The 19291-nt window shown below is 69.0% G+C and carries 21 protein-coding genes; 15 read left to right on the plus strand and 6 right to left on the minus strand.

Annotated features, from left to right (window positions below; all coding sequences use genetic code 11):
- From H531_RS0109410 to H531_RS0109440, 6 genes are all read left to right on the plus strand, one after another.
- Nucleotides 1–376, plus strand: a 376-nt coding sequence (locus H531_RS0109410; RefSeq protein ID WP_022799098.1) for a DUF5602 domain-containing protein, incomplete at its 5' end; no start/stop codon positions are given.
- 97 nt (nucleotides 377–473) lie between these two features.
- Nucleotides 474–791, plus strand: a complete 318-nt coding sequence (locus H531_RS0109415; protein WP_022799099.1) for a YbaB/EbfC family nucleoid-associated protein — start codon at nucleotides 474–476, stop codon at nucleotides 789–791.
- 3 nt (nucleotides 792–794) lie between these two features.
- Nucleotides 795–1379: a recombination mediator RecR gene (gene recR, locus H531_RS0109420; RefSeq protein ID WP_022799100.1), complete on the plus strand. Its 585-nt coding sequence runs from the start codon at nucleotides 795–797 to the stop codon at nucleotides 1377–1379.
- A gap of 279 nt (nucleotides 1380–1658) precedes the next feature.
- Nucleotides 1659–1988 (plus strand): roadblock/LC7 domain-containing protein, encoded by a 330-nt coding sequence (locus tag H531_RS0109430; protein WP_022799101.1) that lies wholly within the window; start codon nucleotides 1659–1661, stop codon nucleotides 1986–1988.
- A gap of 8 nt (nucleotides 1989–1996) precedes the next feature.
- Nucleotides 1997–2344: a roadblock/LC7 domain-containing protein gene (locus H531_RS0109435; RefSeq protein WP_022799102.1), complete on the plus strand. Its 348-nt coding sequence runs from the start codon at nucleotides 1997–1999 to the stop codon at nucleotides 2342–2344.
- The gene (locus H531_RS0109440) at nucleotides 2341–2607 is read left to right on the plus strand and encodes a DUF3467 domain-containing protein (protein ID WP_022799103.1); all 267 of its coding nucleotides are present in this window, start codon (nucleotides 2341–2343) and stop codon (nucleotides 2605–2607) included. Before H531_RS0109435 ends, H531_RS0109440 begins: the two co-directional genes overlap by 4 nt.
- Before the next feature lie 2 nt (nucleotides 2608–2609).
- Here H531_RS0109440 and H531_RS0109445 read toward each other — a convergent pair whose 3' ends face one another.
- The gene (locus H531_RS0109445; protein ID WP_022799104.1) at nucleotides 2610–4415 is read right to left on the minus strand and encodes a S9 family peptidase; all 1806 of its coding nucleotides are present in this window, start codon (nucleotides 4413–4415) and stop codon (nucleotides 2610–2612) included.
- A gap of 91 nt (nucleotides 4416–4506) precedes the next feature.
- On the opposite strand from H531_RS0109445, the gene H531_RS0109450 reads away from it, so the two are divergent.
- The 4 genes from H531_RS0109450 to H531_RS13015 are packed head-to-tail and all read left to right on the plus strand — an operon-like array spanning nucleotide 4507 to nucleotide 6771.
- The gene (locus H531_RS0109450; RefSeq protein ID WP_022799105.1) at nucleotides 4507–5235 is read left to right on the plus strand and encodes a Nif3-like dinuclear metal center hexameric protein; all 729 of its coding nucleotides are present in this window, start codon (nucleotides 4507–4509) and stop codon (nucleotides 5233–5235) included.
- Nucleotides 5236–5832: a dTMP kinase gene (tmk, locus tag H531_RS0109455; protein WP_022799106.1), complete on the plus strand. Its 597-nt coding sequence runs from the start codon at nucleotides 5236–5238 to the stop codon at nucleotides 5830–5832. It abuts the gene before it with no gap.
- A 7-nt stretch (nucleotides 5833–5839) separates the two neighbouring features.
- On the plus strand, nucleotides 5840–6319 hold the full coding sequence (locus H531_RS0109460; protein ID WP_022799107.1) for a DUF192 domain-containing protein: 480 nt from the start codon (nucleotides 5840–5842) through the stop codon (nucleotides 6317–6319).
- Nucleotides 6292–6771: a DUF192 domain-containing protein gene (locus H531_RS13015; protein ID WP_022799108.1), complete on the plus strand. Its 480-nt coding sequence runs from the start codon at nucleotides 6292–6294 to the stop codon at nucleotides 6769–6771. Before H531_RS0109460 ends, H531_RS13015 begins: the two co-directional genes overlap by 28 nt.
- A 415-nt stretch (nucleotides 6772–7186) precedes the next feature.
- Here H531_RS13015 and H531_RS0109470 read toward each other — a convergent pair whose 3' ends face one another.
- Nucleotides 7187–7414 (minus strand): FmdB family zinc ribbon protein, encoded by a 228-nt coding sequence (locus H531_RS0109470; RefSeq protein ID WP_022799109.1) that lies wholly within the window; start codon nucleotides 7412–7414, stop codon nucleotides 7187–7189.
- Between the two features lie 75 nt (nucleotides 7415–7489).
- Here H531_RS0109470 and H531_RS0109475 point away from each other — a divergent pair, with 75 nt between their 5' ends.
- Nucleotides 7490–8011 carry a 5-formyltetrahydrofolate cyclo-ligase gene (locus tag H531_RS0109475; RefSeq protein ID WP_028490780.1) on the plus strand — a complete coding sequence of 174 codons (522 nt, stop codon included), beginning with the start codon at nucleotides 7490–7492 and terminating at the stop codon, nucleotides 8009–8011.
- Nucleotides 8012–8038: 27 nt separating this feature from the next.
- A complete protein-coding gene (locus H531_RS0109480) occupies nucleotides 8039–8650 on the plus strand; it encodes an HAD family hydrolase (protein ID WP_022799110.1) in 612 nt (203 codons plus the stop codon).
- Here H531_RS0109480 and H531_RS0109485 read toward each other — a convergent pair.
- On the minus strand, nucleotides 8622–9149 hold the full coding sequence (locus tag H531_RS0109485) for a type I phosphoribosyltransferase (RefSeq protein ID WP_022799111.1): 528 nt from the start codon (nucleotides 9147–9149) through the stop codon (nucleotides 8622–8624). The two genes, H531_RS0109480 and H531_RS0109485, sit on opposite strands and share 29 nt — an antisense overlap.
- 10 nt (nucleotides 9150–9159) lie before the next feature.
- Entirely contained in the window at nucleotides 9160–9696 is a 537-nt protein-coding gene (locus H531_RS0109490) for a phosphoribosyltransferase family protein (protein ID WP_022799112.1), read from the minus strand.
- 22 nt (nucleotides 9697–9718) lie between these two features.
- Between H531_RS0109490 and H531_RS0109495 the strand changes: the two genes are divergently transcribed.
- On the plus strand, nucleotides 9719–10147 hold the full coding sequence (locus tag H531_RS0109495) for a bifunctional nuclease family protein (RefSeq protein WP_022799113.1): 429 nt from the start codon (nucleotides 9719–9721) through the stop codon (nucleotides 10145–10147).
- 3 nt (nucleotides 10148–10150) lie between these two features.
- The gene (locus H531_RS0109500) at nucleotides 10151–10912 is read left to right on the plus strand and encodes a metallophosphoesterase (protein WP_022799114.1); all 762 of its coding nucleotides are present in this window, start codon (nucleotides 10151–10153) and stop codon (nucleotides 10910–10912) included.
- Here the strand turns inward: H531_RS0109500 and H531_RS0109505 are convergent.
- Together H531_RS0109505 and H531_RS0109510 are read right to left on the minus strand one after the other, a co-directional pair.
- Nucleotides 10893–11216, minus strand: coding sequence for a histidine triad nucleotide-binding protein (locus H531_RS0109505; RefSeq protein ID WP_022799115.1), 324 nt, complete (start codon nucleotides 11214–11216; stop codon nucleotides 10893–10895). The two genes, H531_RS0109500 and H531_RS0109505, sit on opposite strands and share 20 nt — an antisense overlap.
- A gap of 10 nt (nucleotides 11217–11226) precedes the next feature.
- Nucleotides 11227–12537 (minus strand): MiaB/RimO family radical SAM methylthiotransferase, encoded by a 1311-nt coding sequence (locus H531_RS0109510; protein WP_028490781.1) that lies wholly within the window; start codon nucleotides 12535–12537, stop codon nucleotides 11227–11229.
- 127 nt (nucleotides 12538–12664) lie between these two features.
- On the opposite strand from H531_RS0109510, the gene H531_RS0109515 reads away from it, so the two are divergent.
- Nucleotides 12665–19282 carry an intein-containing adenosylcobalamin-dependent ribonucleoside-diphosphate reductase gene (locus H531_RS0109515; RefSeq protein ID WP_022799117.1) on the plus strand — a complete coding sequence of 2206 codons (6618 nt, stop codon included), beginning with the start codon at nucleotides 12665–12667 and terminating at the stop codon, nucleotides 19280–19282.
- Nucleotides 19283–19291 lie beyond the last annotated feature (9 nt).

The raw sequence follows: 19291 nt of genomic DNA on the forward strand, positions 1-19291 counted from the left end.
CAAGGCCCCGCCCCCGGCCCCCTACGTGAACGTGAGCGAGGCCCTGAAGGGGGCGCTCCCCAACTTCATCCCCGGCCTCGGCACCCTCTACGTGGACCCCTCCAAGCTCCCCGAAGGGCCCTTCCTGGCCTACGACAAGGCGGGGAACCTGGTAAAGGTGGTCTTCATGGTCCCCCTCAAGAAGCTCAACGAGAGCCAGAAGTACGTGGACATCGGCACCCAGACCCTGCGGGCCCTGGGGATCACCCGCGTGGACCACGTGAACCTCATCCCCTCGGGACCCCACCCCGGGGTGAACGAGCCCCACTACCACATTGAGCTGGTCCTGGTCTCCGTGGACCAGGAGCGGAAGGTGCTGGAGGGCGAGCCCTACTAAGGGGCCTCGAGGAAGGGGCGGGGCCTGAGCCCCGCCCCTTTCCCACGGACCCTAGGCCCGCCCCAGGTCCTGCGGGTAGGATGGTAGGGGAGGGAGCATGAACCTGCAAAGGCTCTTGAAGGAAGCGCAGAAGGCCCAGAAGAAGGCCGCCGAGGTCCAGGAGAGGCTGGAAGCCATGACCGTGGTGGGCGCCGCCCAGGGCCTGGTGGAGGTGGAGGCCAACGGCCACGGGAGGATCCTCGCCCTAAGGCTCAAGCCCGAGGCCCTCCAAGCCTTCCAGGACGATCCCGAGGGCCTCGAGGACCTCCTCCTGGTGGCCATCCAGGACGCCCAGAACAAGGCCCGCGAGCTTTCGGAAAAGGAGATGGCCCGGGAGCTCGGGGGCGTGGGGGACGTGCTGGGGAAGCTCCTTTAGCCCATGAGGTATCCCGAAAGCCTCCTCAGGCTCACCCGGGCCCTCTCCCGCCTGCCGGGGATCGGCCCCAAGACGGCCCAGAAGCTGGCCCTGCACCTGGCCTTCCAGAAGGAGGAGGCGGAAGGGCTCCGCGAGGCCCTGGAAGGGCTTCGGAGCCTGGGGGTCTGCCCCGCCTGCGGCAACCTCTCGGAGGGGGGGCTCTGCCCCATCTGCCAGGACGAAAGCCGGGATCCCTCGGTCCTCGCCGTGGTGGAGACCGTGGCCGACCTCTACGCCCTGGAGCGGAGCGGGGAGTTCTCCGGGCGCTACCACGTCCTGGGGGGGGCCCTAAACCCCCTGGAGGGCGTGGGGCCCAAGGAGCTCAACCTGGAAGGCCTCTTCGCCAGGCTCCAGGGGGTGAGGGAGGTGGTCCTGGCCACCTCCATGACCGTGGAGGGAGAGGCCACGGCCCTCTTCCTCGCAGAGGAGCTGAAGCGGCGGGGGGTGAAGGCCACCCGCCTGGCCTACGGCCTGCCCGTGGGGGGTAGCCTGGAGTATGTGGACGAGGTGACCCTAGGCCGGGCCCTGGAAGGGCGGAAGCCCCTCTAGCATGCCGCCCGCCGAGGACCTTCCCCAGGCCACGGAGCTCCTCGTGGGAGGAAGCCCTGTGGTAGGCTATGCCCGGATGCGGGGAGCGCCCTCTAAGCCCAGGCCCCGGGAGGACCTCCTCCTGGAGCCCGGGGCTAAGTGGCCCCACCTTGGTTTCGCAACATGGGATGCCCCAACTAGGGCGGTAAGGAGGCCCTTTTGGGGCCCCGGGGTACTTAGCCTGGGCCAGGCCCGGCTCCAGGCGGGAAGGTTGGGCGCAGCCCGGGGGGAGGTGACGGGATGGCTTACCTAGAGACCCTTGCCCCCTTAGGGGTGAAGCGGGCCGTACTGACGGGGCTGGACGGCCTGGTCATTGAGGCCTTGGGCCGGGGAACCCCCCCTGCCGAGGTCCTGGCGGCGGAGCTCGCCTCCTTGGCCCGGCACCTCGCCCCCCTGGCCCAGGCCCTCTCGGGGGAGGTGCGCCGCTTCTCCCTGGCCACGGAGACCCACGAGGTCCTGGCCCTGAAGGTGGGGGAGTACCTCCTGGGGGCGGTGGTGGAGCGGGGCATGGACCGTAGGGCCATCGGTCAGGAGCTCTCCCGCATCGCCCTCAGGCTGCAAAACCTCTAGGAGGAACCATGCGAGAAGCCCTGGAGGCGCTGAAGGCCACCCAAGGGGTACGGGTAGCCGCCCTTCTCAGCGAGGACGGCTTCGTGGTGGAAGAGGTGCGGGAGGAGGACACCCCGGAGCCCGGCCTCCTCTCGGCCCGGGCGGCCACGGTCCTGGGCACGGCCAAGGCCCTGGGCCAGACCCTGGGCCAGGAAGGGCTGGAGGAGGTCATGGTAGAGTACCCCGAGGGGGCGCTCCTCCTCGTGCCCCTGCCGGGCCATCACCTCCTCCTCCTCCTGGACGGGGTGCGGAGCCTGGGACGGGTCCGGCTCGCCCTAAAGCGGTGGTTGCCCCAGATCGCGGAGGCCTTAACATGAACGAACTCAAGTTGGACATCCAGATTGACCGGGATACCGCCCTAGGCCGCTACACCAACCTCGCCCTCATCGCCCACACCAAGAACGAGTTCATCCTGGACTTCGCCCTCCTGCAACCCCAGGGCGGGGCCATCGTGGTGAGCCGCATCGTCACCAGCCCCCAGCACGCCAAGGCCCTCCTCCGGAGCCTGGCCGAGAACGTGGCCCGCTACGAGGAGGCCTTCGGCCCCATTCCCGAGCCCGTGGCGGAAAACCAGGCCTGATTCTATAGGTTTTCCCGCCACCAGTCCAGGTAGGCCCTAAGCCGGGCCACCCTGCGGTCGGGCCTTCCCGAGCGGGAGAGCTCGTGCCCCTCCTCCGGCACCCGGAAGAAGCGGGTCCGGACCCCGAGGTGGAGGAGGGCTGTGTACCAGGTCTCCCCCTGGTCCACGGGGCAGCGGTGGTCGGCCTCCGCGTGGACCACCAGGGTGGGGGTGCGCACCCGGTGGACGAGGCTTAGGGGGCTTTTCTCCCAGAGGACCTCGGGCCTTTCCCAGGGCTTCGCCCCGAGCTCCAGGTAGGTGAACCGGGGGCCGATGTCGCTTGCCCCGAAGAAGCTCAGCCAGTTAGAGATGCTCCGGTCGGTGACGGCGGCCCGGAAGCGCTCCGGGTGGCGGGCGGTGAGCCAGTTCGTCATGAACCCCCCGTAGCTTCCCCCCGCCACCCCCACCCGGCCTGGGTCCAGGGGGAAGCGGGCGAGGACGTGGTCCAAAAAGCCCAGGAGGTCCCTTTCGTCCCTTTCCCCCCACTCCCCTTCCAGAAGGGCGAAGTCCTGGCCAAAACCCGTGGAACCCCGCGGATTGGCGAAGGCCACGGCATAGCCCCTGGCCCGGTAGAGCTGGAACTCCAGCACGGGGGCCTCGCCGAAGGCGGTATGGGGCCCCCCGTGGATGTAGAGGATCACCGGGTGGGGGCCCTCCCCCTCGGGCAGAAGGACCCACCCCGGGACCTTGTGCCCCTCGGGGCTTGTCCACTCGGTGTAGAGGGGCTCGGCCAGGTCCAAGACCCCGGCGTTGGGGTCAAAGGTGCCCAAGGGCCCCTCGAGGCGGGCGGGGTGGGTAAAGCCCTCCTTGAGGAGGAAAAGCCCCCCCTCCGTGAGGGCGAAGGCGAGGACGCTTCCCCCCTCGGTGAGGGCCTCCGCCTTCCCGTCCAGGCCCACCCGGTAGAGCCTCGCCGTGCCGGCCTCCGTGCGCACCAGGTAGACCCCCCCTTCCCCCCACTTGGGCCCCTGGAGGTGCCGGCCGAAGCGAAGGTCCGAGTTTAAGGAGTTCCCCAGGCTCCCCTCAAAGAGCACCCGCGCCCTCCCCTCCTGGAGGTGGTAGAGCCTAGCCTCCGTCCCCCCGCCCCGCTCAAAGGCGTGCCCCAGGAAGAAGAGGCCCTCGGGGCTCCACTCCAGGCCGAAGATGGGCCCAACGCCCCCGTAGACCTTTTCCAGCCGCCCCTCCCGTAGGAGAAAGAGGGTGTCCCGGCCCTCGGCCTGGGCCCGGACGTCCTCGGGCATGACCAGGTAGAGGCCTTCCGGGGTGTAGGCCATCTCCTTGGGGGCGGGGTAACGGTCCAGGAGGAGGCGGGGCTTGCCGTCCTCCAGGGCGTAGAGGGCCACGTTCCCCTCGGGGAGGAGGCCTCGCCCGTCCATCTTGAAGGGCCAGCCCTCAAACACGCGGGGCGCCCCGGGTTTTTGGGGTTCTTTCAGGGCCAGAAAGGCCACCTCCCCTCCGGGGCCCAGGGCGTAGTCCAGGACCCCGGCCGTCTCCGTGAGCCTCTCCGCCTCGCCCCCCCGGAGGTCCAGACGGAAAAGCTCGTCCCCCTCCCCCACCCGGCGCAGGAAGTAGAGGAAGGGGGCGCGAAAGGAAGGCCTTTTCGCCTCCTCCTGGGTAAGGAGGCGCAACCCCCCGTCAAAGAGGGCAAGGCGGGAGCGGTAGCGGGGAGGGTCCCCTTCCAGGATGTCGGTGAGGACGAAGAGGGGCAGGCCCCCGGGGCCCGGGGTCAGGTCCGAGAGGAAGCGCAACCTAAAGAGGACTTCTGGCTCCATACCGCCATAATACTGACCGGTCATTTCCCTTGCTTTTGGTTCCTGCGCTCCCAGCCAACACCTCGCAGGGGATTTCCGGTAAGCTAGGCCCGTGGAGCGGGAGGAGCTGGTGCGCTACCTGGACGGGTACCTACGCCTAGGGGACTTTCCCCACGACCCCTCGCTGAACGGCCTCCAGGTGGAGGGGAAGGGACGGGTGCACCGGGTGGGGGCGGCGGTGGACGCAGGGGAGGCCATCTTCCGGAAGGCCCTCGAGGCGGGGGTGGACTTCCTCCTCGTCCACCACGGCCTCTTCTGGGGGAAGCCCTTCCCCCTCGTGGGCCACCACAAGCGCCGCCTGGAGCTCCTCTTCCGGGGAGGGGTGAGCCTCTACGCCGCCCACCTGCCCCTGGACGCCCACCCGGAGGTGGGGAACAACTTCGTCCTGGCCCGGGGGCTTGGGCTATTGGACCTCGAGCCCTGGGACGTGGGGGCGAAGGGACGGTTCCCCGGGCCTACCCCCCTCCTCGAGGTGGCGGACCGGCTGGGCGAGCTCACCGGGGTGGAGCCCTTGGTGCACCAGGGCGGGGCCGAGGCCGTGGAGACGGCCATCGTGGTCTCGGGCTCGGGAACGAGCCTCCTCCCCAAGGTGGACGCCGACCTCTTCATCACCGGGGAGCCCAAGCACAGCGTCTTCCACGAAACCCTGGAACGGGGACTGAACGTCCTCTACGCCGGGCACTACGCCACGGAGACCTTCGGGGTGAAGGCCTTGGCCGCGCACTTAGAGGAGCGCTTCGGCCTCCCCTGGGTCTTCCTGGACCACCCCACGGGGCTTTAGATGCCGGGGCTCTTCCTCACCCTCGAGGGCCTGGACGGGGCGGGCAAGACCACGCAGGCCGGGCGCCTCGCCGCCTTCCTGGAGGCCCGGGGGCTTCCCGTCCTCCTCACCCGGGAACCCGGCGGGGGGCTTCCTGGGGTGCGGGAGCTGGTCCTCAAGGAGGCCCTCTCCCCCGAGGCGGAGTACCTCCTCCTGAGCGCGGACCGGGCAGAGCACGTGCGGAAGGTCCTCCTTCCCGGGCTAAGGCGGGGCCAGGCCGTGGTCTCGGACCGCTACCTGGACTCTAGCCTCGCCTACCAGGGCTTCGGCCGCGGCCTCCCCCTCCCCTGGCTTCTGGAGGTGGCCAAGGGGGCCACCCTGGGCCTCAAGCCCCGCCTCACCTTTCTCCTGGACCTTCCCCCCGAGCTCGCCCTCGCCCGGGTCAAGGACCCCGACCGCCTGGAGAGGCTTGGCCCCGCCTTTTTTCAGAAGGTCCGGGAGGGCTACCTGGCCCTCGCCCAGGCGGAGCCCGAGCGCTTCGTGGTCCTGGACGCTACCCGCCCGGAGGAGGAGGTGGCGCGGGCCATCCAGGCCCACCTCCTGCCCCTTCTGCCATAATGGGCCCATGCGCCTTTGGCTTTGGGGGGTCCTGGGCCTCCTTCCCTTGGCCCTGGCCCTCACCTTTCCCAAAAGCACCCTCTACGTGGAGGGTAACGGCCGGCGCTACCCCCTCAAGGTGGAGGTGGCCGACACCCCCGAGCGCCAGGCCCAGGGCCTCATGTTCCGGAAAGGCCTCGCCGAGGACGAGGGCATGGTCTTCCTCTTCCCGGAGCCTTCGGCCGGCGGCTTCTGGATGAAGAACACCCTCATCCCCCTCTCCATCGCCTTCTTCAACCGGGAGGGGGTGATCCTCCGCATCCTGGACATGGAGCCCTGCCGGGCCGATCCCTGCCCCGTCTACTACCCCGGCGTGGTCTACCAGGGGGCCCTCGAGGTCAACCAGGGCTGGTTCCGCCGCCGGAGCCTTAAGGAGGGGGCCCGGGTGGGGGGCGAGGCCCTGAGGCTTTGGCCGAAGCCGTGGAACGGAACCCCCTCTTCCCCCTGACCGCCTTTGGCCTCCTCATCCTGCTCGCCGTCTTCGGCTTCCTGGGCTACCTCCTGGCCGAACGGCGCCTGCCGAGCCCACCCCCCTTCACGGGCCTCCTGGTGGAAACCCGGGAAGGCCCCCGCCTCCTCAAGGGCCGCCTGGCCCGTACCCCCGAGGCCTGGGCCCGGGGCCTGGGGGTGAGGCAGGAGCCCCTGGAGGCCCTCCTTTACCTCTTTCCCGAGGCCACGGACGCCCCCTTCAGCGCCCGGGGGTACCGCTTCCCCGTGGCGGTGGCCTTTCTGGACGGGGAGGGCCGGGTGCTCAAGGTGGCCCACCTCAGGCCGGGGGAGGCCGTGGCCCCCGGCACCGCCTACCGGGGGGTGCTGGAGGTGCGGGAAGGCCTCCTCCCCCTCCGGCCCGGGGACCGGGTGCTCCTCAGCGAGCCGGCTGCCCCTGGGCAAGGCCCCTGAGGTCCAAGGGTGCTGAGGAGGTCGGCGGCGTTGTACTTCCCGCACCTTGGACACGATGAGGGCCCGGCCCCACCTCCCGGGGCAGCCTGGGGGCCTCGTCCGGGAGGATGCGGTACTGCGCCGATCTCCAGCCCCTCCTTGGAGCGGGCGCGGATGGAGGTGCCCGCCCGGCGCTTCCCCTCCTGGGGGGCCGAGAGGGCGGCCTCCTTGACCCGGGCATCGTAGGGGACCGCCTGCTGCAGGCTAGGCGGCACGAGGTGGACGCCCTCGCGCAAGGGGCGCTCCTGCCCCGTGGAAGACCACCCCCACGTGGCACCACCACGAAGCCGTTGGCCAAAGGGAGGAAAGCGGCCCCCAGGCGCCGCCTTGGGGGGCGGCGAGAGGTGAGCCCCGCCAGGTTCAGCGGGGCCCGCGCCTACTCCTTGGCGTCGGCCTCCCCGCCCTCGGACTTGGTCCCGGAGTCCTTCTTGGCGTAGTCCTTCACGTGCCAGCCCGAGCCCTTGAAGATGATGGCCGGGGGGGTGATGACCCGCTTCAAGGGCTCCCCCGTCTCGGGGTGGGCCTCGAGGGGATCCTCGTGGAAGCCTTGCTCAAACTCGTAGTAGTTTCCGGTGTGCAGCCCCTTGTACACGTACACCGGCATAGCCTTCCCTCCCGGGAAGCAGTTTGACACTTTAGTACCTTGAGTGTCAAGACCGGGGGATGGTAGCCTCCTCTCGTGGACAAGCTGGCCCTGAGGCGCTTCGCCCGCCAGGTCTGGCGCGGCCTGGACCGGGAGGCCCTGGGGCGAGGGGTGGTGGAGGCCCTCCTCCCTTGGCTCAGGGAGAGGGGGTTCCAGGACATCCTCCTCTACCACCCCCTGCCCCTGGAGCTGGACCTCACCCCCCTCCTGGAGCGCTACCCCGCCCGTTACTACCTGCCCAAGGTGGTGGGGGAAGGTCTGGGCGTCCACCCCTTCGGCCCCCTGGTCCCGGGGCCCTTCGGCCTCCTGGAGCCCGCCACCCCGGCGGTGGAGCCTAAGGTCCTGGACCTCGTCCTGGTGCCGGGCCTGGCCTTTGACCTGGAGGGTTTCCGCCTGGGCCGGGGCCGGGGCTTCTACGACCGCTTCCTGGCCTCGGTGGCCGCAGAGACGGTAGGGGTGGCCCCAGAGGCCCTCCTCCTTCCCCGCCTGCCCCGCGACCCCTGGGACGTGCCCGTGGCCTACCTCGCCACGGAGCGGGGGGTGCGGCGGGCGGGCTGAGGGCGCCTTGGGTGGTACACTCGGCCCATGCGGGGCGCCCTCTTGGACCGGGACGGGGTCCTCCTCCTCCTAGACGAGGAGGCCCTGTACAAGAAGGCCCTGGAGCTCGCCGCCCAAGGGGCGGGCCTGGAGCGGAGCCTGGCCGTCCTGGCGCGCGCGGTCCGGGTCCTGAACGAGGCGGTGGGCGGGCTTAAAGTCCGCACCCTGGAGGAGGAGGAGGCCCTGTGGCGGTCCTTGGCCCTCGAGGCCGCCCGGGAGCTTCGCGTGCCGGAGGAGCGCCTCCTCCCCTGGCGCTACTACCGCTTCATGAAGCCGGCCCCGGGGGCGGAGGCCCTGCTTATGGGGCTAAAGGCCATGGGCCTCCGCATCGGGGTGCTTTCCAACACCCTGCCGAGCCTCCGGGAAAGCCTGGCCCACCACGGGCTGGACGGGTACGTGGACGGCTTCTTCGCCTCCTGCGCCCTGGGGGTGGCCAAGCCCGACCCCCGGGCCTTCCTCCTGGCCCTGGAGGGCCTGGGCCTAAAGCCCGAGGAAACCCTCTACCTGGACGACGACCCGGAGAACGTGGAGGCCGCCCGGAGGCTGGGCCTCCGGGCAGAGGTCTACGCGGTCAGAGCACCGGGAGCTCGGCCGCAGTGACCACCTCGAGGGCAGGGCTCCCCTGCCGGAAGGCGGCGATCCGGCCCACCACGTGCCCCCCGGCCCGGAGCACCATCCGCCCCATGGCCTTCATGGTCTCCCCGCTGGAGACCACATCGGAAACCAGGGTCACCTTCTGGTTCAGGAGCTTCTCGGCAAAGCGCCGGTCCAGCCACAGCACCTCCCCCACCCCGAGGGTCAGGGTCTCCACCTCCTGGATGATGGGGTCCTCCATGTAGGGCCGGCGGCGCCTCCTGGCCACCACGTACGGCAGGCCCATCTCCTCCGCCAGCACGTGGGTGAGGGGGATGGGGCTGGTCTCCGTGGTGAAGAGAACCTCGGTTTCGCGCGGCACCAGGGGCTTTAGGGCCTGGGCCGCGGCCCGCACCAGCTCCGGATCGCCCAAAAACTCCACTAGGGGGATACGCCGCCCGGGCAGGGGCTCAATGAGGGGGACGTGCCGGGTGACGCCGCCGATGCTGATGGGATAGGTTTCCACAAACGCCCTCCTACTCGGGTTTAAACAGGGGAAGATGGCCCAAGGCGATCACGTCCTGACGGGGCGTGCCCTCGGTGAAGACGGTGAGGACCGCCACCACCTGGCCGCCCACGCTCTCTATGAGCTCCCTGAGGCCCGCCAGGGTGGAGCCCGTGGAGACCACATCGTCCACGATGGCCACCTTCTTCCCCCGGATCAGGGGAACGTCGGCCCCGTCCAGCACCAGGAGCTGGGGCTTACCCGTGGTGATGGAGAGGACCTGGCGGCTAATGGGGTTGATCATGTAGGGCTTCTCCGTCTTGCGGGCCACCACGTAGGGCTTCCCAGTGATGCGGGAGAGGGCGTGGGCCAGGGGCACCGCCTTGACCTCGGGGGTGACCAGGGTCTCCACCTCCGGGGGGAGGCGCTGGGCCAAGGCCTCGGCCGCGGCCTCGGTGAGCTCGGTGTCCCCCAGGAGGTTGAGAAGGGCCACCGCCACGTCCGGCCCCACCCGGACAATGGGCAGCTCCCTCTTCACCCCGGCGATCTCCACAGGGTAGGTCCTCACGCCGTCAGTCTATACTCAAGGTATGCTGCGCGCCAAGATTGAGACCCTGGGCGTGGACCCCCAGAACGGGAGCGTGGTGGTCCTGCTCAGGGCGGAGAATGAAAAGCTCCTTCCCATCGTCATCGGGCCCCTCGAGGCCCACCACATCGTGGTGGCCCTGCAGGGGGAGAAGCCCCCACGCCCCCTCACCCCGGACCTCCTCCTCTCGGTGATGGAAATGCTCCAGGCCAAGCTGAAGCGGGTGGAGATCATAGACCTCCGAGACGGCACCTTCTACGCCCGCCTCATCCTGGAGCACCGGGGGATAGAGCTGGAGGTGGACGCCCGCCCCTCGGACGCCATGGCCCTGGCCCTGAGGGCCCAGGCCCCCATCCTGGTGGCCGAGGAGGTGGTGGAGAAGGCGGGGGTGGAGGAGGCCAGCCTCAAGCCCCACGGCGCTGCGGAAGCCTAGGCCTTGCGCTGGCTTCTCCCCTTCCTCCTCTTCTCCCTGGCCCTGGGCCAGCGGCTTGCGGTCATCGGGGACTGGGGGGCACCCACGGCGGGGCGGGCCCAGGTGGCGGCCCTCCTCCAGCGGGAGCACGCCCATAGCCCCCTCGCCGCCCTCCTCACCGCCGGGGACAACTTCTACCCCAAAGGGAGGGTGGTGGAGGCCTATTTGGAGGACCTCCCTCCCGTCCCCCTCTACCCGGCCTTCGGCAACCACGACGCCCCGAGCCTTAGGGCGCAGCTTGAGCGCTTCGGCCTGGAAAGGCCCTACTACCGGGTCCGGTTCGGGGACCTCGAGGTCTTCGTCCTCTACACCGAGGCGGACCTCGCGGCCCAGCGGGCCTGGCTGGAGGAAGCCCTGAAGGGCTCCAGCGCCCGCTGGAAAGCCCTCCTCCTCCACCGCCCCCTTTACTCCTCGGGGCTCCACGGGGGAAGCCCGGCCCTAAGGAGCCTCCTAGAGCCCCTCCTTCGCCGCCACGGCGTGGCCCTGGTCCTCGCGGGCCACGACCACCACTACGAGCGCTTGGAGGTGGGCCCCACCACCCACCTGGTGGTGGGAGGAGGCGGGGCGGGGCTCTACCCCACCCGGCCGCCCCTCCCCTGGAGCCGGGCCCTGGCCGTGGCCCACCACGCCCTCTTCCTGGAGGTCCGCCAGGAAGGCCTGCTGGGCTACGCCCTGGACCCCGAGGGGAGGGTCCTGGACCGCTTCCTCAGGCCCAGCCCCCCATGACGTGCACGTGCACGTGGAAGACCTCCTGCCCCCCCTTCGCCCCCACGTTCACCTGGACGCGGTACCCCTCGAGGCCCAGGCCCCGGGCCACCCGGTTGGCGGTGCGGAAGAGGGCCCCAAGCTTCCTTTCCCCTTCCTCGGTGTCGGGGTAGTCGGAGAGCTTCTCCACGTGCTCCTTGGGCACCACCAAGACGTGCACGGGGGCCTTGGGCCTTATGTCGTGGAAGGCCACGAAGCCCTCGTCCTCGTAAACCCTCTTCGCAGGAAGCTCCCCGGCGATGATGCGGCAGAACACGCACCCCATGGAAGGCATCCTATCCCATGGGAAGCTCCAAGGGCGCACGGGCCCTCTCCTTCACCCCCTCCACCTGGCCGAGAAGGGTGTACCCCTCCACCCCCAACACCCGGGCCCAGACCGTCTCCCCGGGGCGGGCGGGGCCCTCGAGGCGGGCCTCGTAGTAGTCGGGGGTGTGGCCGAGGGCCCTCCCGTCCTGGACCCTTTCCACCAGGACCTCCACCCGCTCCCCGAGCTTGGGGCGGATCCTCTCCTCCGCCAGGCGCTGGGCCAAGGCGATGAGCTCCCGGGTGCGGCGCCGCCTCACCTCCGGGGGCACCTGGGGCAGGGAGGCCGCCCGGGTCTTGGGCCTCGGGGTGTAGGTGAAGGCGTGGACCCGGGTGGGCCGGAGCTCCTCCAGGAAGGCCAGGGTCTCCCGGTGCTCCTCCTCCGTTTCCGTGGGCAGGCCGGCGATGACGTCGGTGGTGAGGGCGAAGCCGGGGATGAGGTGGTAGGCCCTCTGGACCAGGTCCCGGTAGTAGGCCTTGTCGTAGCGGCGGCCCATAAGCTTGAGGAGCCGGTCCGAGCCAGTCTGCAGGGAGAGGTGGAGGTGGGGCCTGACCGCGGGGGCGTAGCGGCCGATGGTCCTCAGGAGGTCCTCCCCCGTGTCCTCAGGCTCTATGGAGGAAAGCCGCACCTTGGCCCCCAGGTGGTAGAGGTCCTCCACCAGCCCCGCCAGGCCCCGGGGGTGCCCCCGGTAGCTCCCGAGGCGCACGCCGGTGAGGACGATCTCCTGGATTCCCATGCGGAGAAGGGCTTCGGCCTCGGCCAGGGCCTCCCGGTGGTCCCGGTGCCTCTCCTTGCCCCTTAGCCTCGGGATGATGCAGTAGGCGCACCCCGCCTGGCAGCCATCCTGCACCTTGAGGAAGGCCCGGACCCGGCTATTTAAAAACCCCCTTTCCCCCGCCCCCCAGAACTCGTTGGGCGGGGTGGTGATGGGGTCAGAGGGGAGGCCAAAGCGCTCCAGGATCACCCGGGGGAGCTCGGCCTTACGGGCGTTGGGCACCACGGCGTCCGCCCCCAGCTCCTTGAGCGCTTCCGGGGCGAGCTCGGCGTAGCACCCCGTGACCACGATGAAGGCCTCCGGGTTGTACCGCCTCGCGCGGCGCACCTCCTTGCGGGTGTCCGCCTCCGCCGTGGTGGTGACGGCGCAGGAGTTGATGACCACAAGGTCGGCCCCCCCGGCCTCCACGGGCACCACCTCCGGCTCCAGCGCCTTGAGGAAGCCCAGGAGGGCCTCGGTCTCCACCTGGTTGACCTTGCAGCCCAGGGTGCGGAAGGCCGCGCGCATCCTTTCCATTCTGTTAGGCTCTAGGAGCCCCGTCAAGGAGGGTGGGCAGGACCCCCTTGCCCCGGGAGCCCAATACGTTGTACTATTTAGTCCGCCAACCCCAAGATATGGGGGCAGGGGAGGATGTATGGAACGCCATTTCTTTGACGAGCATGCGCAGGCCATCGCCAAGCGCCAGTACCTTCAGGAGGGGGACGGGGATATCCTGGGCATGTTCCGCCGGGTGGCGCGGGAGATCGCCAAGCCCGAGAAGCCCGAGGAAAGGGCCTACTGGGAGGAGAAGTTCTACGAGCTCATGAGCGAAAAGCGCTTCTCCCCGGGGGGCAGGATCCTCGCCGGGGCGGGCACGGCCCACGGCAACCTCCTCAACTGCTTCGTGCAGGGGGCCACGGAGAACCCCCCGGAGAGCTTTGAGGGCATCATGGAGGTGGCCAAGAAGCTCGCCCTGGTCACCAAGGTGGGCGGGGGGAACGGGGTCAACCTGGACCCCTACCGCTCCAAGGGAGCGGGAAAGCGCCGAGAGGTCCGGGGCGTGGCCTACCTGTCCGCCCAGCACCCCGACCTCGAGGACTTCCTCCTTGGCCTCATGCGCCCCCCCATCAACCCCGATGGGCCCAAGGAGGAGATCCGGCTCAAGAACTTCACCCGGGTGGTCTACGGGGAGCTACCCCCTGAGCTCAAGGCCCTGGCGGAAGAGCGGGGGGTGCACCTGGTCAAGGAGCCCCCTAAGGAGCGCATCCTGATCCCCGACGACATGGGGGGCATCGTGGAGGCCGCCCGGGAGGCCGCGGACCTGGCCCGGCGGGGCCTCACCCCCCACGTGGACTTCTCCCTCCTCCGCCCCGAGGGGGCGCCCATCCGGGGCAGCGGGGGGACAAGCTCGGGCCCCGTGAGCTTCCTCTTTGAGATCTTTGACCACTTCCTGGAGTGGGCCGCCCTGGGAGCGGAAGGGGCGGGCCCTGTGGCCACCTTGCGCTACGTGTACGCCCCGGTCCTTAGGGTGGTGCGGCAGGGGGGGTGCCTCCACCCCGACACCCTGGTCCACACCGACCGGGGTACCCTGCGCCTTCGGGAGATCGTGGACCCCTTTCTTCGGGGCTGGCAGCCCCACGCCCTAAGCGTGGCCACCGACGAGGGTTGGCGGCGAAGCCCCGAGGGGTACAACAACGGCGTAGCCCCCACCCTGCGGGTGGTCCTGGAAAACGGCCTCGAGGTCCAAGGGACCCCCAACCACAAGCTGAAGGTTCTCCGGGAGGACGGGACCCGGGCCTGGGTGGAACTCCAGGACCTCAAGCCGGGGGACTGGGTGATCTGGGTGCTGGACGAGCACACGGGGACCCCGGTCCAGCTCGCCCCCCTGGACGAGGCCCTCCACCCCAACGCCACCCCCATCCGCACCCCGGAGGTGCTCACCGAGGACCTGGCCTTCCTCCTGGGGTTCTTCTTCGGGGAGGGCTTCGTGAGCGGGGACCGGATCGGCCTCTCCGTCCACGAGGAGGAGCCCATGCGGGAAGAGGCCAAGCGCCTCTTCCGCGAGCTCTTCGGGTTGAAGCTCCGGGAAGAGCGGAAGCCGGGGGACCGGAGCGTCACCTTAGTGGTCCGAAGCCGTCCCCTGGTCACCTGGCTCAGGAAGAACGGCCTTCTTAAGGGGAAGGCCCAGGAGCTGGAGGTCCCTAGGGCCATCCGCCAAAGCCCCCGCCCCGTCCTCGCCGCCTTCCTTCGGGGCCTCTTTGAGGCCGATGGCACCCTTACCGCGGGCTACCCCATGCTGACCACCGCCTCCAAACGCCTGGCCCAGGACGTGATGGTCCTCCTGGGGGGGCTTGGCATCCCCTCCAAGCTCCTCCGCTACAACCCCCTGCCGGGGCGCTTTTCCAAGGCCGAGCACTGCCGGATCCGGGTGGTCACTGCCAAGGGCTTGGAGCGCTACCTGGAGAGGATCGGAGTACCCAAGGGCTCCCGCCTGGAATCCCTCTACGAGAGGCAACCCGATACCCGGAGGGAGTCCAGCTGGCCCCTGCCCCACGCCGAGGGGTTGCTGAAGCCCCTCCTGGCGGTGACGGAAAGGGGCAAGAAGGGCTACGCCTCCCCCCACACCCCCTTGCGGAAGGACCTCCTCCGGTACCTCCGGGGCGAGCGCCGGCTCACCGCCACGGGGTACGCCATGGTCCTGGAAAAGGCGCAGGACCTGGGCCTGGAGGCTGAACCCTTCCCCTTCAACGAGTACTACGTGCGGGTGGCCTCCGTGGAGCCAGGCGGGGCAATTCTCACCCTGGACCTCTCCGTGGACGAGAACCACACCTACCTCGCCAACGGGCTGGTGAGCCACAACACCCGCCGCGGGGCAGGGATGGCCACCCTCTCCATTGACCACCCCGACCTCCTGGACTTCCTCACCGCCAAGGACCTGGACCGGGAGAAGGCGGAGGGGGACATCTCCACCTTCAACATCTCCGTCCTGGTCACCGAGGCCTTCATGAAGGCCCTGGAGGAGGACGCCCTCTGGCCCGTAACTCCCGTGGAGGTGCCGGGGAAGTACTACCCCTACCCCCTGGAGGGCCCCTACACGGGTAGGCTCCCCGAGCTCCCCGAGCGGGCGGACGGGGCCAAACCCATCCCCCTCTACGGGGGCAAGGTCCCTGCCCGGTGGCTCTGGCACGAGATCGCCTGGCACGCCTGGGCCACGGGGGAGCCGGGCCTCATCTTCGTGGACCGGGTCAACGAGCTCTCGGCCCTGAAGGGGCTCGGCGAACGCTACCAGATCCGCTCCACCAATCCCTGCTTCGTGGGGTCTACAAGAATCCCCACCGAACGGGGGCTTGTGCCCATTGAGGAGCTCGCACGCGAAGGGGGGAGCTTCTACCTGGTCACGGACAACCGGGCCCCCTTTGGGGGCGGGGGCGCCCCCTTACCCACCCACGGCACTGCGGTGCGGAGGGCGGTCCGGGCCTTTTTCACCGGCGTCAAGCCCGTGGTCCGCCTCCGCACCCGGGAGGGCCTCGAGGTCACCCTCACCCCGGACCACCTCCTCCTGACCCCGGAGGGCTACCGGGAAGCGGGGAAGCTCAGGCCGGGCGAGAAGATCCTGGTGCAAAGCGGCGAGGGGCTCTTCCCCAAGGAGGAGAGCCTGCCCGCCCCCGCCCTGGCCGTGGCCCAGGAGCGGGTGGCCACCGCGGGAGGCCGGGGAGGCCGAGGCCGCGCCGACGTCCGGGCCCAGTACAGCCACCTCCCCACCCGCTGGAGCCGGGAGCTCGGGGTGGCCTTGGGCTGGCTCTTGGGGGACGGCTACCTGCGGGAGGATGGGGTAGGCTTCTACTTCTCCCGGCAAGACTTCGCCGCCCTCGCCTGGCTTCCCGACCTCCTCCGGGACTGGTTCGGCCCGGGCACCCTCCAGGAAACCCGCTCCAACACCTTCCACCTCCACTTCAACCGTATCCCCGCTGAGTTCTTCCAAGCCCTGGGGGTCAAGGCGGCCAGGGCCACGGAAAAGCGGGTCCCGGAAAGCCTCTTCCGCGCCCCCCGGGAGGCAGTAGTGGGCTTCCTTCAGGGCCTCTTCAGCGCCGACGGTTCGGTGCAGATCAACGAGAAAAAGCAGAACGCCACCATCCGTCTAGCCTCCTCTAGTCCAGCTCTCCTCCAGGACGTCCAACTCCTCCTCCTCAACCTAGGGATTCTCGGAAAGATCCACAAGCGCCGAGAAGCCGCTACCAAGGTCTTACCCAACGGCAAGGGCGGCCTCAAACCGTACCCGGTGGCACCCCAGTACGAGCTCATCCTGGGAGGCGAAAACCGGGATCGGTTCGCCGAGGCCGTAGGCTTCCTGCAGGAGGAAAAACAGTCCAAGCTCCTGACCTTCCTGCGCCACAGGCCCCGGGGAAGCTACCGCAAGCCCTTCCTGGCCACGGTGACCAGCGTGGAACCTGCTGGGGAAGCTCCCGTTTACGACCTGACCGAGCCCGTCACCCACAGCCTCATAGCAAATGGAATCATTGCACACAATTGCGGTGAAATCCCGCTCACCGTGGGCGAGCCCTGCGACCTGGGCGCTTTGAACCTCGCGGCCTACGTGAAGGACGGGGAGTTCCAGATGGAGGCCTTCCGCCAGGACGTCCACACCGCCATCCGCTTCCTGGACAACGTCCTGGAGGTGAACAAGTTCGCGCTCCCCGACAACGAGGAGGCGGCGAAGCGCCTCAGGAGGCTTGGCCTCGGGGTCATGGGCCTGGCGGACGCCCTCATCAAGATGGGCCTCCCCTACGCCTCGGAAGAGGCCCGCAAGAAGGTCTACGAGATCATGTCCGCCATGCGGGAGGAGGCCGTGCGGGCCTCGGAGGCGTTGGCCAAAGAGCGGGGCGTCTTCCCCCTCTACGAGGAGCACCGGGAGTACTTCCAGGCCTTAGGCGTCCGCCCGAGGCGCAACGTGGCCCTTCTCACCGTGGCCCCCACCGGGACCACCAGCATGCTCATGGGGGTCTCCTCGGGGATTGAGCCCGTCTTCAGCCCCTTCGTCTGGCGCAGGATCGGCGGGGAGTACAAGCCCCTCCTCCACCCCCTCTTCGTGGAGCTCATGGAGGCCTATCCGCCCGCCCCTGGGTATGAGAAGGACGGGAAGTGGGACTGGGAGAAGATCGTGGAGGAGATCCAGAAGGACGGCCACGGCTCGGTCCAGGGCCTCCCCTTCGTCCCCGAGCCCATCCGGCGGGTCTTCCAGTGCGCCCACGACATCCACCCCTTGGACCACGTGCGCATGCAGGGGGTGGTCCAGCGGGCCTTTGACGCCGAGGGGTACGCCGCCAACTCCCTGTCCAAGTGCATCGCCAAGGGCACATTGATTCCCACCTCCAAGGGCCTCATCCCCATAGAGGAGATCGCCCTGCCCCACCCTGAGGACACCTTCGCTCCGGTGGAAGGACTTTACACCGCCGAGGGGTACCGCATTACTGCCCACTACTACGCCGGGAAGAAGCGGGGCGTGAGGGTACGCTTGGACAATGGGTCCGAGCTCGTGGGGGCCTGGGAAAGCCACCGCCTCCTCACCCCAGAGGGCTGGCGCTTAATGCGCGAGCTGAAACCCGGGGACGTGGTACTAGGTAAGCTCGTTCCCTCCCACGGGCCCGGCGGGCTACCCCTTCCCGAAGCCTCGGGGTTCCCCCTGAGAACCAATGCCCGTAACCTGCCCCTTCCCGAAAGGATGTCCGAGGACCTGGCCCTCTTCCTCGGGATGCTGGCGGCAGACGGGTCCACGGTGGAAGCCACGGGCTTTGTGGGCATCGCCACCAAGGACCCTGAGGTGGAAGAGATTTTCAAGAGGGTGGTGGCCAAGCTCTTCGGCGTAGAACCCAAGTGCACGATGGACAAGCGCACGGGGGTGAAAAACCTGTACCTTACCTCCCGGCGTCTAGCCCGGTTCGTGGAAAACCTGATCGGCAAGGGAGCAGCCCAGAAACGGATTCCCAGGCAGATCCTTCAGGGAAGCCCAGAGGAGAAACTGGCCTTCCTCCGCGGCCTCACCCTAGACGGCTACGTGCACCCCAACATGGGGCTTGTGGTCTATGAGGGAAGGAGCCAGCGCCTGGCCTATGAGGGGGCTGAGCTTGCCCGCAGCTTCGGCTTGCCCAAGGTCTACCAAGGGCGGAAAAAGGTCCTCACCCCCAAGGAAACCTATCACGTCTACTCCATAGCTGTGGCCGGGCCTCTCCAGGAACTCCTTCAGCCCATAGAAGCCCACAAGCGAGCCAAGGTGGCTACCCGCTACAAAGTCTTCATCCCGGAGGAAATCCTCGCAGCCACCCACGTGAACACCGCTCACCCTGGATATTCCAACCTGAGGTCCGTGCGCAACAGGGGTGTACAGGTGGTCTACAACACCACCGCCGACCGTCTGGGCTGGCCCACAGACATCCTGGCCCACCGGGTCGTGGAGGTGGAGGAAGTGGGCGAGGTAGAGATGTACGACATTGAGGTGGAGGAAGTCCACCGCTACGTGGTCAACGGCCTTATCTCCCACAACACCATCAACCTCCCGCATGAGGCCTCGGTGGAGGACGTGGAGGCTGCCTACCTCGAGGCCTACCGCACGGGGTGCAAGGGGATCACCGTCTACCGGGACGGGAGCCGGGAGTTCCAGGTACTCACCGTGAAAAAAGAGGCAAAGGAGGTTAAAGAGGCCAGCGAGGAAAAGGTGGAGGTCAAGGAGGCCTCCCCAAAGGTCCGCACGCCGGGAGAGCCCCTGTACGAGCGCCCGGGCCGCCTCATGGGCTTCACCGACATGGTGAAGCTCATGACCCCTGAGGGGGCGAAGCGGAGCTTCCTGGTGACGGTGAACGTCCTGGACGGCCACCCCGTGGAGGTGATCCTCACCTCCGGCAAGGCAGGGGACGAGGCGAACGCCGACTCGGAAGCCCTGGGCCGGGTGGTCTCCATCGCCCTTCAGTACGGGGTGCCCCCCGAGGCCCTCATCCGCACGCTCAGGGGCATCAACGGAGGGCTCTACGGCACTTACCAGGGAAGGCTCGTCTCCAGCAAGGCCGACCTCATCGCCGTGGCCCTGGAGACCATCCCGGCCTCGCTGAAAGGTCCCACCGAGAGGCCGGAGGTGGAAGGGGAAGCCCCCGCCCCGGCCCTTTCGGGAGGGGGTATCGCCCTCGCCGGAGCGAGCCCTTGCCCCTCCTGCGGGGAAAAGGCCCTGGTTCGGGAGGAGGGGTGCTGGAAGTGCCAGGTGTGCGGCTACAGCAAGTGCGGCTAGGCCTCCCCT

It is taken from the genome of Thermus islandicus DSM 21543 (assembly GCF_000421625.1).
GTDB classification, from domain to species: domain Bacteria; phylum Deinococcota; class Deinococci; order Deinococcales; family Thermaceae; genus Thermus; species Thermus islandicus.